This is a genomic window from Limnohabitans sp. 2KL-27, from assembly GCF_001269345.1.
Classification (GTDB): Bacteria; Pseudomonadota; Gammaproteobacteria; order Burkholderiales; family Burkholderiaceae_C; genus Limnohabitans_A.
In genome coordinates, this window is record NZ_CXOP01000002.1 from 1,287,668 (window position 1) to 1,303,383 (window position 15,716).

At 62.1% G+C, this 15,716-nt stretch carries 15 protein-coding genes; 10 read left to right on the forward strand and 5 right to left on the reverse strand.

Going from position 1 to position 15,716, the window contains the following annotated elements; all coding sequences use genetic code 11:
- Positions 1 to 40 precede the first annotated feature (40 nt).
- Together LHAB_RS09005 and LHAB_RS09010 are read right to left on the reverse strand one after the other, a co-directional pair.
- Entirely contained in the window at positions 41 to 1,894 is a 1,854-nt protein-coding gene (locus tag LHAB_RS09005) for a feruloyl-CoA synthase (protein WP_090045539.1), read from the reverse strand.
- A 13-nt stretch (positions 1,895 to 1,907) separates the two neighbouring features.
- A complete protein-coding gene (locus tag LHAB_RS09010) occupies positions 1,908 to 2,714 on the reverse strand; it encodes a crotonase/enoyl-CoA hydratase family protein (protein WP_194943140.1) in 807 nt (268 codons plus the stop codon).
- Positions 2,715 to 2,909: 195 nt separating this feature from the next.
- On the opposite strand from LHAB_RS09010, the gene LHAB_RS09015 reads away from it, so the two are divergent.
- The gene (locus tag LHAB_RS09015) at positions 2,910 to 3,782 is read left to right on the forward strand and encodes an amidohydrolase family protein (RefSeq protein ID WP_090045541.1); all 873 of its coding nucleotides are present in this window, start codon (positions 2,910 to 2,912) and stop codon (positions 3,780 to 3,782) included.
- A gap of 25 nt (positions 3,783 to 3,807) precedes the next feature.
- Here the strand turns inward: LHAB_RS09015 and LHAB_RS09020 are convergent, their stop codons facing one another.
- Together LHAB_RS09020 and LHAB_RS09025 are read right to left on the reverse strand one after the other, a co-directional pair.
- Complete coding sequence (locus tag LHAB_RS09020; RefSeq protein WP_090045543.1) at positions 3,808 to 5,160, reverse strand: MATE family efflux transporter; 1,353 nt, start codon at positions 5,158 to 5,160, stop codon at positions 3,808 to 3,810.
- Between the two features lie 38 nt (positions 5,161 to 5,198).
- On the reverse strand, positions 5,199 to 5,540 hold the full coding sequence (locus LHAB_RS09025; RefSeq protein ID WP_090045545.1) for an ATPase with chaperone activity: 342 nt from the start codon (positions 5,538 to 5,540) through the stop codon (positions 5,199 to 5,201).
- A gap of 216 nt (positions 5,541 to 5,756) precedes the next feature.
- Between LHAB_RS09025 and LHAB_RS09030 the strand changes: the two genes are divergently transcribed.
- A complete protein-coding gene (locus LHAB_RS09030) occupies positions 5,757 to 7,517 on the forward strand; it encodes an ABC transporter transmembrane domain-containing protein (protein WP_090047840.1) in 1,761 nt (586 codons plus the stop codon).
- Positions 7,518 to 7,595: 78 nt separating this feature from the next.
- Here the strand turns inward: LHAB_RS09030 and LHAB_RS09035 are convergent, their stop codons facing one another.
- On the reverse strand, positions 7,596 to 7,784 hold the full coding sequence (locus tag LHAB_RS09035; RefSeq protein ID WP_090045547.1) for a hypothetical protein: 189 nt from the start codon (positions 7,782 to 7,784) through the stop codon (positions 7,596 to 7,598).
- A 116-nt stretch (positions 7,785 to 7,900) separates the two neighbouring features.
- On the opposite strand from LHAB_RS09035, the gene LHAB_RS09040 reads away from it, so the two are divergent.
- From LHAB_RS09040 to LHAB_RS09075, 8 genes are all read left to right on the forward strand, one after another.
- On the forward strand, positions 7,901 to 8,815 hold the full coding sequence (locus LHAB_RS09040) for a polyprenyl synthetase family protein (protein WP_090045549.1): 915 nt from the start codon (positions 7,901 to 7,903) through the stop codon (positions 8,813 to 8,815).
- A gap of 32 nt (positions 8,816 to 8,847) precedes the next feature.
- Positions 8,848 to 10,059 carry a methyltransferase gene (locus tag LHAB_RS09045; protein WP_090045553.1) on the forward strand — a complete coding sequence of 404 codons (1,212 nt, stop codon included), beginning with the start codon at positions 8,848 to 8,850 and terminating at the stop codon, positions 10,057 to 10,059.
- 37 nt (positions 10,060 to 10,096) lie between these two features.
- The gene (bchC, locus tag LHAB_RS09050) at positions 10,097 to 11,050 is read left to right on the forward strand and encodes a chlorophyll synthesis pathway protein BchC (protein ID WP_090045555.1); all 954 of its coding nucleotides are present in this window, start codon (positions 10,097 to 10,099) and stop codon (positions 11,048 to 11,050) included.
- Positions 11,047 to 12,051, forward strand: coding sequence for a chlorophyllide a reductase iron protein subunit X (locus tag LHAB_RS09055; RefSeq protein ID WP_090045557.1), 1,005 nt, complete (start codon positions 11,047 to 11,049; stop codon positions 12,049 to 12,051). The genes bchC and LHAB_RS09055 overlap by 4 nt, the downstream gene beginning before the upstream one ends.
- 30 nt (positions 12,052 to 12,081) lie before the next feature.
- Positions 12,082 to 13,635 (forward strand): chlorophyllide a reductase subunit Y, encoded by a 1,554-nt coding sequence (gene bchY / locus LHAB_RS09060; RefSeq protein WP_090045560.1) that lies wholly within the window; start codon positions 12,082 to 12,084, stop codon positions 13,633 to 13,635.
- Positions 13,632 to 15,158, forward strand: a complete 1,527-nt coding sequence (gene bchZ, locus LHAB_RS09065; RefSeq protein WP_090045561.1) for a chlorophyllide a reductase subunit Z — start codon at positions 13,632 to 13,634, stop codon at positions 15,156 to 15,158. Before bchY ends, bchZ begins: the two co-directional genes overlap by 4 nt.
- 140 nt (positions 15,159 to 15,298) lie before the next feature.
- The gene (pufB, locus tag LHAB_RS09070) at positions 15,299 to 15,442 is read left to right on the forward strand and encodes a light-harvesting antenna LH1, beta subunit (protein ID WP_019425952.1); all 144 of its coding nucleotides are present in this window, start codon (positions 15,299 to 15,301) and stop codon (positions 15,440 to 15,442) included.
- A 44-nt stretch (positions 15,443 to 15,486) separates the two neighbouring features.
- Positions 15,487 to 15,711, forward strand: coding sequence for a hypothetical protein (locus LHAB_RS09075; RefSeq protein ID WP_090045565.1), 225 nt, complete (start codon positions 15,487 to 15,489; stop codon positions 15,709 to 15,711).
- Positions 15,712 to 15,716: the final 5 nt, after the last annotated feature.

The window sequence follows — 15,716 nt, forward strand, 5'->3', positions numbered from 1 at the left end:
TTGAAGGGGTTGGTCGATGCGTGCGCTCAGGCCGTCGGTTTCAGGCTTGGGGTTTCACGATGAAGTGGAGCGTGTCGTCATGCAGGGCCGCCACCGTGTCGGCACGGTGGGTGAGCACCGAGCGTTGGTTGATCGAGCCTTTGTCGGTGATTTCGCCCTTGTCGATGGTGGGCGGCTCGCTTAGCAAGCACAGCCGGGCGATGCGGTTGGCGCTGCCGGTGCTGGTTTTGGCCAATTCGTTCACGATGTCTTGGAATTTGGCCAGCACGGGGGCACAAGCGAGCACCTCGGACAGGGGGGCGTCCGCAGGCATACCGCTCAAAGCCCTCACCGCGGGTGTCGGAAAGATCATCGCGCCGACTTCTTTCAGGTTGATGCCGGTCAGCACAGCATCTTGGATGTAGGGTGCGCCTGCGGCAATGATCTTGCCCCGCAACGGGCCCACGCTGACAAAGGTGCCGGTGGCCAGCTTGAAGTCTTCGGCAATGCGGCCGTCAAATTTCAGGCCCAGGTGCACATTGGTCTCGTCGATCCACTTGACCGCATCGCCTGTTTTGAAAAAGCCTTCTTCATCAAACGCGCCCGCGGTTTCTTCGGCGTTGCGCCAGTAGCCGGGGGTGATGTTGGGGCCGCGGTAGCGCACCTCGGTTTTGCCTTGCATGTCCACCAGCTTGAGCTCCAGACCGGGCGTGGGCACGCCCAAATCGCCGGCCTGCACAAAGGGGTTGGTCACGAAAATGCCGAACGGACCCGACTCGGTCATGCCCAAGCCCGTGCCCATGACAATGCGTTCGCCCACCTCTCGCTCTTGCGATTCGTACAGGCTGTCCCAGATCGGTTGGGCCAAAGCGGCACCGGCATAGAAGAACATCTGGACACGCGACAGCAAGGTTTTGCGCAATTGGTCGTCGGCCTTCATCGCGTGGGCGATCGCTTCAAAGCCGGTGGGCACGTTGAAGTACACCGTGGGCGCGATTTCGCGCAGGTTGCGCAGGGTTTCGTGCATCAGCGCCGGTGTGGGCTTACCGTCGTCGATGTACAGGGTGCCGCCGTGGAACACGGTCATGCCAAAGTTGTGGTTGCCGCCAAAGGTGTGGTTCCAAGGCAACCAATCGACCAGCACCAATTCTTGCTCGGCCAACACGGGCATGGACTGGGCCATTTGCTGCTGGTTGGCGCACCACAGGCGGTTGGTGTTGATGACGGCTTTGGGCAGCTTGGTGGAGCCGCTGGTGAACAAAAACTTGGCGATGGTGTCGGGGCCGGTGGCGGCCATGGCAGCGTCCACGGCCGGTGTGGCGGCGGTGGCGCACAGGCTGTCAAAAGCCGTGACCGTGCGGCCGGGCACTTCGCCCTCGACCATCACCACTTCCATGTCAGGGCCCACGGTGGCGGCAATGGCTTTGGCATAGCGAGCGTCTGAGGCGAACACCAGGCCGGGGGTGACGGTGCTGAGCACATGCTTGAGCTTGTCGTAGTCCACGCTGACCAGCGAATAGGGGGGCGAGGTGGGGACAAAGGGCACGCCTGCGACCAGGCAACCCAAGGCCAATAGGGCGTGCTCCAGGCTGTTTTCGCTCAAGATGACCACTGGGCGCTCGGCGCTCAAGCCTCTGTGGATCAGGCTTTGGGCAATGCTGCGTGCGGTCGTCCAAGCTTGGTCATAGGTGATGTGCTGCCAGTCGCCCAATGTGCCATCGGCATTTTTCACGCGGCGTGCCATGAAGGTTTGGCCAGGCTTGACGCGCGCCCAGTGCTGCAGGCGGTCGGTCAGGCGCTCCGGAAAAGCTTGCAGTTCTTGGTCGGCCTTCAGGTATTGCGTGCCGGACACGCCACTTTCCAGTGTGACGCGGGTCACGCCAAATTTGAGGGGGCGAAATTGAGGGGCGTTCATGCGCTTCTCCGATTCAGCTTTTTTGCACCTTAGCCGCTTTGCCTTCGAGGAAGGCGCGCACACGCGCTTTGGCTTCAGGCGCGGACTGCGCAATGGACGAAATCAGGGCTTCGGTGAAGAAGCCGTGGTCCGCAGGCTGCTCGGCAATGCGGGGCAGGGCGTGCATCAGGGCAAAGTTGGTCAGCGGGGTGTTGGTGGCGATGCGGGTGGCCAACTCGATGGCTTTGGTCAAGGCGGTGCCGGTGGGCACCAGGTACTGGGCAAAGCCCACGCGTTCCCCGTCTTGGGCGTTGTAGACACGGCCGGTGAGCATCATGTCGGTCATGCGGGCCGCACCGATCAGTTTGGGCACGCGCACCGAGCCCCCACCCCCCACGAAAATCCCGCGTGTGCCTTCGGGCAGGGCGTAAAAAGTGCTCTCGTCGGCGACGCGGATGTGGCTGGCGCTGGCCAACTCGAGTCCACCACCGACCACCGCGCCATGAAGCGCCGTCACCACCGGCACCCGGCCTTGCTCGATGGCATTCAGGGCGACGTGCCAACTGCGCGAGTGGTGGATGCCTTCACCCGCGTCGCGCTCTTTCAGTTCGGACAGATCGAGGCCAGCACAGAAATGGTCGCCTTCGCCGTGGATGACGGCGGCGCCGGCTTCGGGGGGGAGGTTCTGAAAGACATCTCGCAGCGCTTCAATCAGACCGTCGTTGAGGGCATTGCGTTTGGCCGGACGGCACAAACGCACCACGGCCACAGCGCCTTGCAGGGTCAGAGAAACGCCATTCGCAGCGGCACGGTCAAGGATGGGGTGGCTTTGCGTGGTCATCAGGGGTCTCTCAAATGACTTGACCAAGGGGTCAAGAAGGTTATTATTGATAACGATATTGTGGGCAGGTCGGTGCACTTTGTTGCTTGGGGGTTTCCCTAGGTTTGAACGGAAATCTTTGTTGACAGCTTGCAACCATCGATCTGAGCCGCCGTCATCGGCTATCGTCCACGGGACGCACGGAGACACCGAACCATGAAACACGAAGACCTGATCGCCATCGACATCCACACCCACGCGGAGGTGAGTTGCTGGAACCCGTTTGACAATTACGGCGAGGAATACGACCGCGCTGCGGACAAGTTCTTTGGCAGCAACCGCCGTCCGACCATCGAAGAAACGGTGGCCTATTACCGCGAGCGCAAGATCGGTTTGGTCATGTTCACCGTGGACAGCGAATCGCAGTTGGGCCGTCGCCGGATCCCCAACGAAGAAATCGCCAAGGCCGCGCGCGACAACAGCGACATGATGATCGCCTTTGCCAGCATCGACCCGCACAAAGGCAAGATGGGCGCTCGCGAGGCCGAGCGACTGATCAAGGAAGAGGGCATCAAGGGTTTCAAGTTCCACCCCACGGTGCAAGGCTTTTTGCCCTATGACCGCATGGCATGGCCGATTTACGAGGTGATCAACCACCACAAACTGCCTGCGATCTTTCACACCGGACACAGCGGCATCGGCTCTGGCATGCGTTGCGGAGGCGGTCTGCGCTTGCAAAACAGCAATCCCATGCTGCTCGAAGATGTGGCGATCGACTGGCCCGATATCCAGATCGTCATGGCGCATCCCAGCTTTCCATGGCAAGACGAGGCGCTCAGCCTGGCCACGCACAAGCCCAATGTGTGGATTGACCTGTCGGGTTGGAGCCCCAAGTACTTTCCCAAGCAATTGGTGCAGTACGCCAACACCTTGCTCAAAGACCGCGTCTTGTTTGGCAGTGATTACCCACTGATCACGCCCGAACGCTGGATGAAAGACTTTGAGGTGGCGGGCTTCAAGCCCGAGGTGATGCCCGGTATCTTGAAGGGCAATGCGGTCCGTTTGTTGGGGCTGGACAAGGCCCTGTGACCCTTTCAGGGGCGATGGGGCTGCCTCAGCGCTGACCCCACGGGGTGACTTTGATGGCCACCGCAGTGACCACGCCATACAGCACCATGGCCACGGCCACCAGCCCATAAAAATGCTCGGCTGTGCCTTGGTGTTGGGTCAGCCAATAACCGACCCCGGCCACCAAGACCAGGCGCACCGTGCCCGCCAGCACGGGTCCGATGACCTGTCCTGCGCCTTGCGAAGCAAAGTACAAGGTCAGGCCCAAACCAAAGAACGGAAAAGCTGGCCCAGCCGTTACCAGGTATTGCCGGGCGAAGCCCAGCACCGTTTCATCTTGCGTGAACAGCCGTGCCCACAGCTCAGGGGCCAGTGTGACCACGGCCCCGATCAGCGCCAAATTGAAAGCCGACACGCCACCGGCCACCCAGGCCACGCGCCGTGCTCGATCCACTTGGCCAGCGCCTATGGCCATGCCCACCATCGGCACCGAGGCCACGCCAATGCCAAATGCGATGGGGATGAGCAAAAACTCCAAGCGCTGACCAATGCCATAGCCGGCCAAGGCTTCGGTGCCCAGCTGAGCCAGCAAACCGGTAAAAATCAGAATCGCCAGCACCGATTGCACGGGCGACAAGCAAGCCATCGCCCCCACTTTGAGGATGTCGGCAAACACACGGCGCTGCATTTCGAAGGCCTGAAGCTTGAGCGTGAGGCGCCCTTGACCCGTGATCAGGTACCAGAGGAAGTAAGCCACGCCGGCGGCCGTGGCGATGATGTGGCCCCAAGCCACCCCCACCATGCCCATGGCGGGCACAGGCCCCGCGCCCAGACACAGCACACCGGCCAAAATGATTTGCAGGGCCGACGTGACCATCAATGCGATGGAGGGCGTGCGCATGTTGCCCGTGCCGCGCAGCACCGAGGCCAAGGTGTTGATGAGCCAAACCCAGAGGGCCCCACTGAAGAGGACCAGGGCATAAGCATTCGCTTCCAGCAAAACGGCATCTCGCCCGCCTAAAAGTTGGTAAAGCCAAGGCCCCCAGATCACAAAGATGGCGCTGTAAATCAGCCCAGAGCCCAGACCAATCAACAAGGCATGCTGCAACAAGGTTTGCGCGCGCGGCACATCGGCTGCACCCAGTGCCCGGCTGATGGCGGCAGACACCCCTCCACCCATGGCCCCGGCCGACATCATTTGGGTGAGCATGGCAAACGGGAAGACCAGCGCCATGGCCGCCAGAGGGGCAGTGCCCAAGCGGCCGACGTAATAAGTTTCGGCAACACCCACCAACACCGTCATGACCATGGCCAACACATTGGGTGCAGACAAACGCAGCAGGGTGGGCAAGATGGGCGCGGTGAGCAGGCGCTGCAGATCGTTAGAGGCTGGGGTCATGGGCGCATCGTGACTTGGGGCTCGGGCTTTGTCATGACTTAGGCGACAGACTCTCCGGGCGGTGGTGCTTGCAGCAGCTGGTCCATCGGCCAGTTGAGCAGCTCGGCCAAGCGACACACCACCCAACGCGCTTCGACGGGCGAGACCACGGAGGGCTCGGCGAGCAGGCCCAACTCGCACTGCTGCAACGCCAGCTCCTCGGTGATGCCCAAGGTGAACTGCATGTTGGCTGCCTTGTCGGTCAATAAATTGGCCAAGTCTTCGCACAGCTCGTAGCGCCCGGCCATCTCCCGCAGGCCCAGTGTGGGCTTGACTTTGCCAGGCAGCAGGTAAAGCGCCATGAACGATGGCGGGATGTGGATTTGGAATTCTTCGGTCATGGGGCGCAATGAAATCAGGGGTGAATTAACGCACAGACGCGCCGTCGGGGACTTTTTTCATCTGCTCATCGCAGGCGGGCGCTCTATTCAGTCGGTTCCAGCGCAGGCATCCCTCTTTTGGGGCTCAGACTTTTTTGACGAACGCGGTTGTCAGTCGAAATGGGCAGTGTGCATTTGACGTTATGCTTGATGCGACTGTTTTTATCCTTTGTTGACATGGCCACCACCCCCAAATCGCTCACCGGTCTCACGCCATTCTTAAAGCCTTACCGCGTGGCCATGGGTTTTGCCGCGGTGTTTTTGCTGCTGGCGGCAGGCACCACGTTGGCTTTTCCTTGGGTCTTGCGCCAGTTGATTGACCAAGGCCTGGCCAGTGGCGCCACGGCCGATCAGTTGTCGGGCAATTTTTTGCAGCTGTTTGTGGTGGCCGCGGCTTTGGCGGTGTTCTCTGCAGGGCGTTATTACACCGTGAGTTGGCTGGGTGAGCGCATCACGGGCGACCTGCGCAATGCGGTGTATGGCCATGTGCTGAAACAAAGCCCGGCTTTTTTTGAGACCACCCAGTCGGGCGAAGTGCTTTCGCGCCTGACCAACGACACCACCCTGGTGCAAACCGTGGTGGGCTCTTCGTTCTCGATGGGCTTGCGCAACTTGGTCATGGGGGCGGGCGCGCTGATCATGCTGGTGTGGACCAACCCGGTGCTCATGCTGCAGGTCGTGGCCGTGCTGGCTGCGGTGATTTTTCCAAGCGTCTACCTGGGCCGCCGTGTGCGCCGCCTGTCGCGGGCCAACCAAGACCGTGTGGCCGACTCGAGCGCCATCGCGTCCGAAGTGCTCAACGCCATCAGCGTGGTGCAAAGCTATACCGCCGAGGGCCGCGAAACCCGCCGTTTCGTGGAATCAACAGCCCGAGCCTTGGGTACGGCTCTGGGCCGCATCCGCGCCCGGGCGGTGCTGGTGGGCTTCATCATCATGGCGTCGAGCGCCGTCTTGCTTTGGGGCCTTTACATGGGCACCCTGGCCGTGCGCGCGGGCACCAGCACCGCAGGCCAGCTGGGCGAGACGGTGTTTTACGTCATCTTGTTGGCCAGTGCTTTTGCAGTGCTGGGCGAGGTGTACGGCGACTTGCTGCGTGCGGCGGGCGCCACCGAGCGACTGATGGAGTTGCTGCACACCGAGTCGAATCTGAAAATCGCCCCCCAGCCGCAACCAGCGCCCTGGCCGCAAGGCGGCTCGTCCTTGCAGCTGGAATCGGTTCGATTTCATTACCCCTCGCGCCCCGACACCTGGGCGCTGGACCAGCTGACAGGCCAGATCCACCCCGGACAGACCGTGGCGGTGGTGGGCCCGAGCGGTGCGGGCAAAACCACTTTGTTTGATTTGCTGATGCGGTTTCACGACCCGCAGTCGGGCCGCATCGTACTCGACGGGGTGCCCATCGACCAAATGGACCTGCATGCCCTGCGCGAGCGCATGGCCATCGTGCCGCAAGAGCCGGTGATTTTTTCGGGCACCGTGATCGAGAACATCCGCTACGGCCGCCCTGATGCCAGCCTGGAAGACGTGCACGCCGCGGCCGAAGCCGCTTATGCGCAAGAGTTCATCCGCGAGCTGCCTGAGGGTTTTGACACGTATTTGGGCGACCGGGGTGTGCGTTTGTCTGGCGGACAGCGCCAGCGCATCGCCATCGCGCGGGCCATTTTGAAGAACCCGCCACTCTTGTTACTCGACGAGGCCACCAGTGCGCTCGATGCGCAAAGCGAAAAAATGGTGCAAGCCGCGCTGGACAAAGCCATGGTGGGTCGCACCACGCTGGTGATTGCCCACCGACTGGCCACGGTGCAACGCGCCGATGTGATCTGGGTGCTCGAGCGCGGTCGCCTGATGGAGCAGGGCACCCACGCCGAACTGCAAGCCAAAGGCGGGCTCTACGCCAGCCTGGCGGCGCTGCAGTTCAACGCCGACCACAGCGTCTGAAGACCGCTGTGCAGTAGCCCACCCCGTGGGCGATGGTTGTGGCATACGCCCCCAAACCATCTGGCAGATGCCTGTGGCTCACGACCTCTTGTCGGTTTCTTCGCTCGCTGGCTTGGCGGCGGCTTCCTGATCCTGCGCCTCTTGCGCCGCCTTTTCCCGTGCCCGCTGCTGGCGGGTAAGTTCCTGCGCCTTGCGCACGTCGTGCATTTGCCAAAAGGCAAACACGAAGACCAGGCCAAAAATGCCCAGTTCCAACCAAATTCCCATGGCTTGACCTTCCGCGTGTTGATATGTCAATAAAGGTTGACAGTATTGATTATCAGGTTATATTGACACTCATACCTGTCAGTTTGTATTGACAGGTCTTCCCTGCCGGAGGTCCCATGAGTCTGTTGACACGCACCGAAGAAGCTTTGAGCGCCCATTTTGACCAAGCTGCGGGTGTGGGCGCCCCCACCCGGCTGGTGGCCGCCATGCGGCATGCGGTGTTTTCGGGCGGCGCCCGCATCCGCCCTCAGCTGTGCATGGCGGTGGCCACTGCCTGTGGCGACGATGCGCCGGAGTTGACCAATGCCGCCGCCGTGGCACTCGAGTTGATGCATTGCGCCTCTTTGGTGCACGACGACATGCCCGCTTTCGACAACGCCGACACGCGGCGCGGCCGGCCCACGGTGCACAAGGCCTTCAGCGAGCCGCTGGCGCTGCTGGCCGGTGACGGCCTGATCGTCATGGCCTACCGCGTCTTGCTGCAAGCGGGCGCGCAGCGTCCCGAGCGCCTGATTCAGTTGATGGACAACATGACCACGGGCGTGGGCCTGCCCAACGGCATCGTGGCCGGGCAAGCCTGGGAGTGCGAGACCAGTGCGGACCTGGGCCAATACCAACGCGCCAAGACCGGGGCTTTGTTCGTTTCGGCCACTTGTGCGGGCGCGCTCAGTTGCGGATACGAACCCGAGCCCTGGGCGCCTTTGGGGCAATACCTGGGCGAGGCCTACCAAGTGGCTGACGATATCCGTGACGTGATCGCCGACGCCGCCACATTGGGCAAACCTGCAGGTCAAGATGTTTTGCACGCCCGCCCCAGCTCGGCCCAAGCACTGGGTCTGGACGGGGCCATTGCCCACTTTGACCACCTGATCGAGCAGGCCGCCTCGTCGATCCCCGCCTGTTCCTGCCGCGATATGTTGCGCCAGCTGGTGCAGCTCGAAGCCGAACGCCTGGTGCCCAAGGCCCTGTGCGAAGGCTATTTCAAGACGCACCCGGCCGTCGCCCCGGCCCGTATCGGTGCCGCGCATTGAGCGCCCCAGCTGCCCAAAGCGAAGGAAGCCGCATGTCACAACCCCTGGATCTGGCCGCCATGCAGGCCCACACCGCCCCCACGTTCAAGGATGCCTGGCAGGCCCGCCTCGAGCGCTGGTACGCGCACCCTGGCTTGTACCGCTGGTCATTGGGTAACCCGCTCACCCGCTGGCTCACGCGCCGCCGAACCCGACAGTTGTTTGATTTGATGGCCGGTTTCGTGCACAGCCAGGTGCTGCTGGGCTGCGTGCGCCTGGACCTGTTTCGCGCCTTGCACCAAGCCCCTGCCAGCTTGACCGATCTGGCCCGTCGCACGGGCCTGGCCCCGGCCGTCTTGCAGCGCTTGTTGCTCTCGGCCGTGGCACTGGGCTTGCTGGAGCACCGCAGCCAGGGCCGTTTTGGCCTGGGGCCTCTGGGCGTGCCTTTGGCCCAGCACGAGGGCATCGCGCAGATGATCGAGCACAACCACCTGCTCTACCAGGACATGCAGGACCCGGTGCAGTTCCTGAACAACGCCTGGAGCGGCGGTATGGCCGAGTACTGGCCCTATGCCCACGAAAAACCCGCTGTGGCCATGCCAGCAGCTGAGGTGGACAAGTTCACCCGCTACTCCCAGCTCATGGCGGCCTCGCAAGGCTTTGTGGTGCAGGAGATTTTGTCGTCCTACTTTTTTGACGAACACCGCTGCGTGCTCGACGTGGGGGCGGGCAAGGGCCGCTTCGTGAGCGAGCTGGCCGTGCACGCGCCGCACCTGCAGTTCAAGATGTTCGACTTGCCGCCAGTGCTGGCGCTGGCCCGTGAAAACCTGCAAGCCCAGGGTTTGAGTGAGCGGGTGAGCTTGCACCCCGGCAGCTTTCTCGACGACCCTTTGCCTGAAGGCGCCGACCTGATCACCTTGGTGCGTGTGGCGCACGACCACCCCGATGCGGTGGTGCGACAGATTTTGCAAAAAGCCCATGCCGCCTTGCCGGTGGGCGGTGTTTTGCTGTTGGCCGAACCCATGGCCCAACCCGACGAAGAAGCCGGGCAGCCCGAGGCCTCGGCCGATGCCTACTTCCACTTTTACCTGCTGGCGATGGGGGCAGGTCGTCTGCGCACCCCGCAGGAGCTGCAAACCATGATGCAAGAGGCCGGTTTCACCCATGTCGAGCTGGTGCCCAACGCCATGCCCATCCATGCGCGCATCCTTGTGGGGCGTAAATCTCAGTGTTTACCCTTGGTTTCGCAAAATAGTGTCAATTAACTTTGACATAATTTGATGTAAAGCAAAAAATACAAGCATGAAATCCCAAGCCGTCGTTTTCAACAGCCCCAGGCACCTGTCCTTGCAGGCCTTGGACTTGCCTGAACTGCAAGCCGGTCAGCTGGATGTGGCGGTCGAATACAGCGGCATCAGCACCGGCACCGAGCGCATGCTCTGGGACGGCAGCATGCCGCCTTTCCCGGGCATGGGCTACCCGCTGGTGCCTGGTTATGAGACCGTGGGCCGTGTGGTCCGGGCCGCCTCAGACACCGGCATGCAAGCCGGTCAGCGCGTCTTTGTGCCGGGGGCCAATTGTTTCACCGGCGTCAAAAGCCTGTTTGGTGGTGCCGCCTCGCGCTTGGTCGTGACCGAGCAAAAAGTCGTGCCCGTGGCCGAACACCTGGGCCCGCAATCGGTGCTGCTGGCGCTGGCTGCCACGGCCTACCACGCAGTGTCTGGCGGAGGTCAGCAAGACCCGTTTGAAGCGCCGGAACTCATCGTGGGCCATGGTGTCATGGGCCGGCTGCTGGCCCGCTTGACGGTGGCGGCGGGTTTGCCAGCGCCCACTGTGTGGGAAACCCAGGCCGAGCGCTCTGCCGGGGCCGAGGGTTACACCGTGGTGCAGCCGCAAGACGACCCGCGCCGCGACTACCGCACCATCTACGACGTGAGCGGTGACGGCAGCCTGCTCAACGGCCTGATTCAGCGCCTGCGCCCCGGTGGCGAGCTGGTGCTGGCGGGCTTTTACAAACAAGACCTTTCTTTTGCCTATGCCCCGGCCTTCATGCGCGAAGCGCGCATGCGCATCGCCGCCGAGTGGAAGCGCCCGGACCTGTTGGCCGTCAACGAGCTGGTGCACACCGGCCGCTTGTCGCTCGACGGATTGATCACCCACACCCAGCCATCGACGCAAGCTGGTTCTGCCTACGAGACTGCCTTCGGAGATGCGAGCTGTCTCAAGATGATCCTTGATTGGAGTGCCTCAGCATGAATACAGATACCACCACCCAGCCCATCAAATTTGTCGAAGTGCTTCGCCGCGAAGCCGACGTCGAGCCCGACGCCGTCAGCACCTCCGAGGTGACCAAAGAGACGCAGATCATTGCCATCTACGGCAAAGGCGGCATCGGCAAAAGCTTCACGCTGGCCAACCTCTCTTACATGATGGCGCAGCAGGGCAAAAAAGTGCTGCTGATCGGCTGCGACCCCAAGAGCGACACCACCAGTTTGTTGTTTGGCGGCAAAGCTTGCCCGACCATCATCGAAACGTCATCCCGCCTCAAACTCTCCGGCCAGGCCGTGAGCATCGGCGACGTGTGCTTCAAGCGCGATGGCGTGTTCGCAATGGAATTGGGTGGCCCCGAAGTCGGTCGCGGCTGCGGCGGACGCGGCATCATCCACGGCTTCGAAACGCTCGAAAAACTCGGTTTCCATGACTGGGGTTTTGACTACGTGCTGCTCGACTTTTTGGGCGACGTGGTCTGCGGCGGCTTTGGCCTGCCCATTGCCCGCGACATGTGCCAAAAAGTCATTGTGGTGGCCAGCAACGACTTGCAGTCGCTGTATGTCGCCAACAACGTGTGCTCGGCGGTGGAATATTTCCGCAAGCTCGGCGGCAACGTGGGCGTGGCCGGCATGGTCATCAACAAAGACGATGGCACCGGCGAAGCCCAGGCCTTTGCCGAACACGCCGGTATCCCGGTGCTGGCCGCGATTCCGGCCAACGAAGACATCCGCCGCAAGAGCGCCAGCTACGAAATCATTGGCCGGCCTGACGGCGAGTGGGGACCGCTGTTTGCCGAATTGGCCAAAAACGTGGCCGAAGCCCCGCCCATGCGCCCGAAACCCCAGACCCAGGACCAGTTGCTGGGCCTGTTCAGCGCCGATGTCGTCGGCCGCAATGTGGTGCTCGAGCCCGCCACCGTGTTCGACATGGTCGGCAAGCACGAAGACATCAAGCCCTCGCTGGAAGTCGTCTACGACGCGGCCTGAACTGCGCTGACACACCCACAGGACACGGCCATGACACGCACCATCCCGATTCACCCCAGCCCACAAGCGCCCAACCCAGCAGGCCTGCAAGGCGACGGCATGGGTTGCCACGCCGGCACCGAAGCCATGGTGGCTGCCGCCAAAGAGGCGGGCAAGTCCGAGGTGCTCGACCAGTACGCCCGCGATTACCCACGCCAGCCCGATGCCGGTCCACACGACCAGCCACAAAGCATGTGCCCGGCCTTCGGTTCGCTGCGTGTGGGTTTGCGCATGAAGCGCACCGCCACCATCCTCTCGGGCTCGGCGTGCTGCGTGTACGGACTGACTTTTACATCCCACTTTTACGGCGCTCGCCGCAGCGTGGGCTACGTGCCTTTCAACTCCGAGTCGCTGGTCACGGGCAAGCTGTTTGAGGACATCCGCGAGGCGGTGCACGCCGAGGCCGACCCGGACAAGGTGGACACCGTCATCATCATCAACCTGTGTGTGCCCACGGCCAGTGGTGTGCCGCTGCAGTTGCTGCCCAAAGAAATCAACGGGGTGCGCATCATCGGCATCGATGTGCCCGGTTTTGGTGTGCCCACCCATGCCGAGGCCAAAGATGTGCTGGCCGGCGCGATGCTCAAATACGCCCGCGAAGAAATCATGAGCGGCCCGGTGGCTGCCCCCCGCGCTGGTCGCGGTGACAAGCCCACTGTGGCTCTGTTGGGTGAGATGTTCCCGGCCGACCCGGTCATCATCGGCCAGATGCTGGCCCCCATGGGCCTGGCCGCTGGCCCTGTGGTGCCCACCCGCGAGTGGCGCGAGCTGTATGCCGCGCTCGATTGTTCGGTGGCCGCCGCCATCCACCCGTTTTACACCGCCAGCGTGCGCGAATTCAAAGCGGCCGGTCGCCCAGTGGTGGGTTCGGCCCCGGTGGGTCTGGAGGGCACTCAAGACTGGTTGCAAAACATTGGCCAGTCTGCGGGCATCGCGCAGGCGCAAATCGATCTGGCGCGCAACCAGTCGCTTGCACAAATGCGTGGCCTCCTCATGCAAAAGCCAATTTCTGGCCGCATCACCTTGAGCGGCTACGAAGGTTCTGAATTGCTGGTCGGGCGTCTGCTTGTCGAGTGCGGTGCTGATTTGCGTTATGTGGGCTCGGCCTGTCCTGCGACCGAGTGGAACGCACACGACATCGAATGGCTCAAAGCCAAAGGGGTGCAGGTGCAAATGCGCGCCTCGCTGGAGCAAGACCTCAACGCCATGTACGAATACCGGCCGCAACTGGCCATTGGCACCACCCCGGTGGTGCAAATCGCCAAGCAAAACAGTGTGCCCTCCTTGTATTTCACCAACCTGATCTCGGCCCGACCCTTGATGGGTGTGGCCGGTGCCGGTTCGCTGGTGCAGGTGGTGCAAGCGGCCATGGGCAACCAGGCCCGCTTTGACGCCATGAAGGATTTCTTTGGCGATGTGGGTGCAGGTCACGCCGCAGGCGTGTGGGAGTCGGTGCCCAAAGACCGACCCGAGTTCAAGGCCGAAACCCGCCGCCAGATTGAAAAGCTGTTGAAAAAGCGCAAAGCCGAGGAGATGGGTTCATGAACCAAGTGTCCCCACCCCCCAGCACTGTGGCCAAGCCCAAGTCGCCGCTTATCCTGGACCACGACCGCGCAGGCGGTTACTGGGGCGCGGTCTATGTGTTCACCGCCATCAAGGGTTTGCAAGTGGTGATCGACGGCCCGGTGGGCTGCGAAAACCTGCCTGTGACGTCGGTGCTGCACTACACCGACGCCTTGCCACCCCACGAGTTGCCGATTGTGGTGACGGGCCTGGCCGAAGAGCAGCTGGGCCGAGAAGGCACGGAAGGCGCGATGAAACGCGCCCACGCCACACTGGACCCCGAACTGCCCGCTGTGGTGGTGACCGGCTCGATCGCCGAGATGATCGGTGGCGGCGTCACGCCCGAAGGCACCAACATCGCACGTTTTTTGCCACGCACCATCGACGAAGACCAGTGGCAATGCGCCAACCGTGCCATGTACTGGCTGTGGAGCGAGTACGGTCTGCGCAAAGTGCCCGCACGCAAGCCTTTTGAAGAGCGTCCTGTGGGCGAAAAGCCCCGCGTCAACATCATCGGCCCCTGCTATGGCACCTTCAACAGCCCGAGCGACCTGGCCGAAATCCGGCGACTGGTGCAAGGCATCGGCGCAGACGTCAACATGGTCTTCCCTCTGACCAGCCATTTGGCCGATGTGTCACGCCTGGTCGAAGCCGATGTGAACATCTGCATGTACCGAGAGTTTGGCCGCATGCTGTGCGAGGCGCTGGAGCGCCCTTATTTGCAAGCGCCGATTGGCTTGCACAGCACCACCAACTTCTTGCGCAAATTGGGCGAGTTGCTGCACCTGGACCCTGAGCCCTTCATTGAGCGCGAAAAGCACACCACTTTGAAACCGATGTGGGACCTGTGGCGCTCGGTCACGCAAGACTTTTTTGCCACCGCCAGCTTTGCCGTGGTGGCTGGCGAGACCTATTCCCGGGGCCTGAAAAACTTCCTTGAAAACGAAATGGGCTTGCCCTGTCGCTTCAGCGTGTCACGCACCGCCGGCAACAAGACCGACAACGCCGCTGTGCGCGAGCTGGTCAAAACGCAAACGCCATTGATCATGTTCGGCAGCTACAACGAGCGCATGTACCTGAGCGAGATCTCGGGTGGCAGCCCCATGCGTGCGGCCTTCATTCCCGCGTCCTTCCCCGGTGCCATCATCCGCCGCCACACTGGCACGCCCTTCATGGGCTACAGCGGTGCAAGCTATGTGATCCAAGAGGTGTGCAATGCGCTGTTTGATGCGCTGTTCCACATCCTGCCCTTGGGTACCGAGATGGACAAAGTCGAAGCCACCCAAGCGCGTGGCGTCGTGGCCCCCAATGCCAGCTGGCAAGACCAGGCTCAGCAACGCCTGCGCGATGTGGTGCAAAGCCAGCCCGTGCTGGTCCAGATATCCGCTGCCAAGCGCTTGCGCGACCAGGCCGAACAACTCTCGCAGGCCCAGGGCCACAGCGAGGTGACCGAAGCCCATGTGAACGCGGCCAGCCGCGAACTGGGCCTGGGGGTGGCGGCATGAGCCACAACCCCAACAACACACCAGCTGGTGCCGCCGCGTGCGGCACGGCTTATCCGATGTCGTGGCCTTTGGCTGCGGATGCCCATCTGCGCGGGCTGTGCGCAACCCGGGTCGCAAGGCCTCGTTAACAGGAGCAAAACATGTCCACCAAGACATCAATTTCCGGACTCACCGATGAGGAAGCCCAGGAGTTCCACCACTACTGGATGCAGGGCACCGTGGGCTTCACAGCAGTTGCTGTGCTGGCACACATCCTGGTCTGGGCGTGGCGTCCCTGGTTCTGATTCAGAGCCTGTTTTTTCAACAATAGATTGACGGAGTCACTGTCATGTCCAACACAACCCACCTCAACGAGGCCCATTCGCGTGCGGATGAGTCTCCCGCTTACTGGTCCATTTTCCTCATCGGATTCGGATGTCTGTTTGTGGTCGTCGTACTGGCCAAACTGGTCGGCGTTCACTGGCGGGATCTGCTGCCTGGTGCAGAAGATGCCAAGAGCATGAGTCAGGGTGTGAAAGCTGCTGTGTACACCTTCATGTCCCACATCATTTAGGAGAT

Bases quoted from the DNA above. Each gene is read 5' to 3' on its own strand.
- LHAB_RS09005 (WP_090045539.1), bottom strand. From the start codon at position 1,894: ATGAACGCCCCTCAATTTCGCCCCCTCAAATTTGGCGTGACCCGCGTC.
- LHAB_RS09010 (WP_194943140.1), bottom strand. From the start codon at position 2,714: ATGACCACGCAAAGCCACCCCATCCTTGACCGTGCCGCTGCGAATGGC.
- LHAB_RS09015 (WP_090045541.1), top strand. From the start codon at position 2,910: ATGAAACACGAAGACCTGATCGCCATCGACATCCACACCCACGCGGAG.
- LHAB_RS09020 (WP_090045543.1), bottom strand. From the start codon at position 5,160: ATGACCCCAGCCTCTAACGATCTGCAGCGCCTGCTCACCGCGCCCATC.
- LHAB_RS09025 (WP_090045545.1), bottom strand. From the start codon at position 5,540: ATGACCGAAGAATTCCAAATCCACATCCCGCCATCGTTCATGGCGCTT.
- LHAB_RS09030 (WP_090047840.1), top strand. From the start codon at position 5,757: ATGGCCACCACCCCCAAATCGCTCACCGGTCTCACGCCATTCTTAAAG.
- LHAB_RS09035 (WP_090045547.1), bottom strand. From the start codon at position 7,784: ATGGGAATTTGGTTGGAACTGGGCATTTTTGGCCTGGTCTTCGTGTTT.
- LHAB_RS09040 (WP_090045549.1), top strand. From the start codon at position 7,901: ATGAGTCTGTTGACACGCACCGAAGAAGCTTTGAGCGCCCATTTTGAC.
- LHAB_RS09045 (WP_090045553.1), top strand. From the start codon at position 8,848: ATGTCACAACCCCTGGATCTGGCCGCCATGCAGGCCCACACCGCCCCC.
- bchC (WP_090045555.1), top strand. From the start codon at position 10,097: ATGAAATCCCAAGCCGTCGTTTTCAACAGCCCCAGGCACCTGTCCTTG.
- LHAB_RS09055 (WP_090045557.1), top strand. From the start codon at position 11,047: ATGAATACAGATACCACCACCCAGCCCATCAAATTTGTCGAAGTGCTT.
- bchY (WP_090045560.1), top strand. From the start codon at position 12,082: ATGACACGCACCATCCCGATTCACCCCAGCCCACAAGCGCCCAACCCA.
- bchZ (WP_090045561.1), top strand. From the start codon at position 13,632: ATGAACCAAGTGTCCCCACCCCCCAGCACTGTGGCCAAGCCCAAGTCG.
- pufB (WP_019425952.1), top strand. From the start codon at position 15,299: ATGTCCACCAAGACATCAATTTCCGGACTCACCGATGAGGAAGCCCAG.
- LHAB_RS09075 (WP_090045565.1), top strand. From the start codon at position 15,487: ATGTCCAACACAACCCACCTCAACGAGGCCCATTCGCGTGCGGATGAG.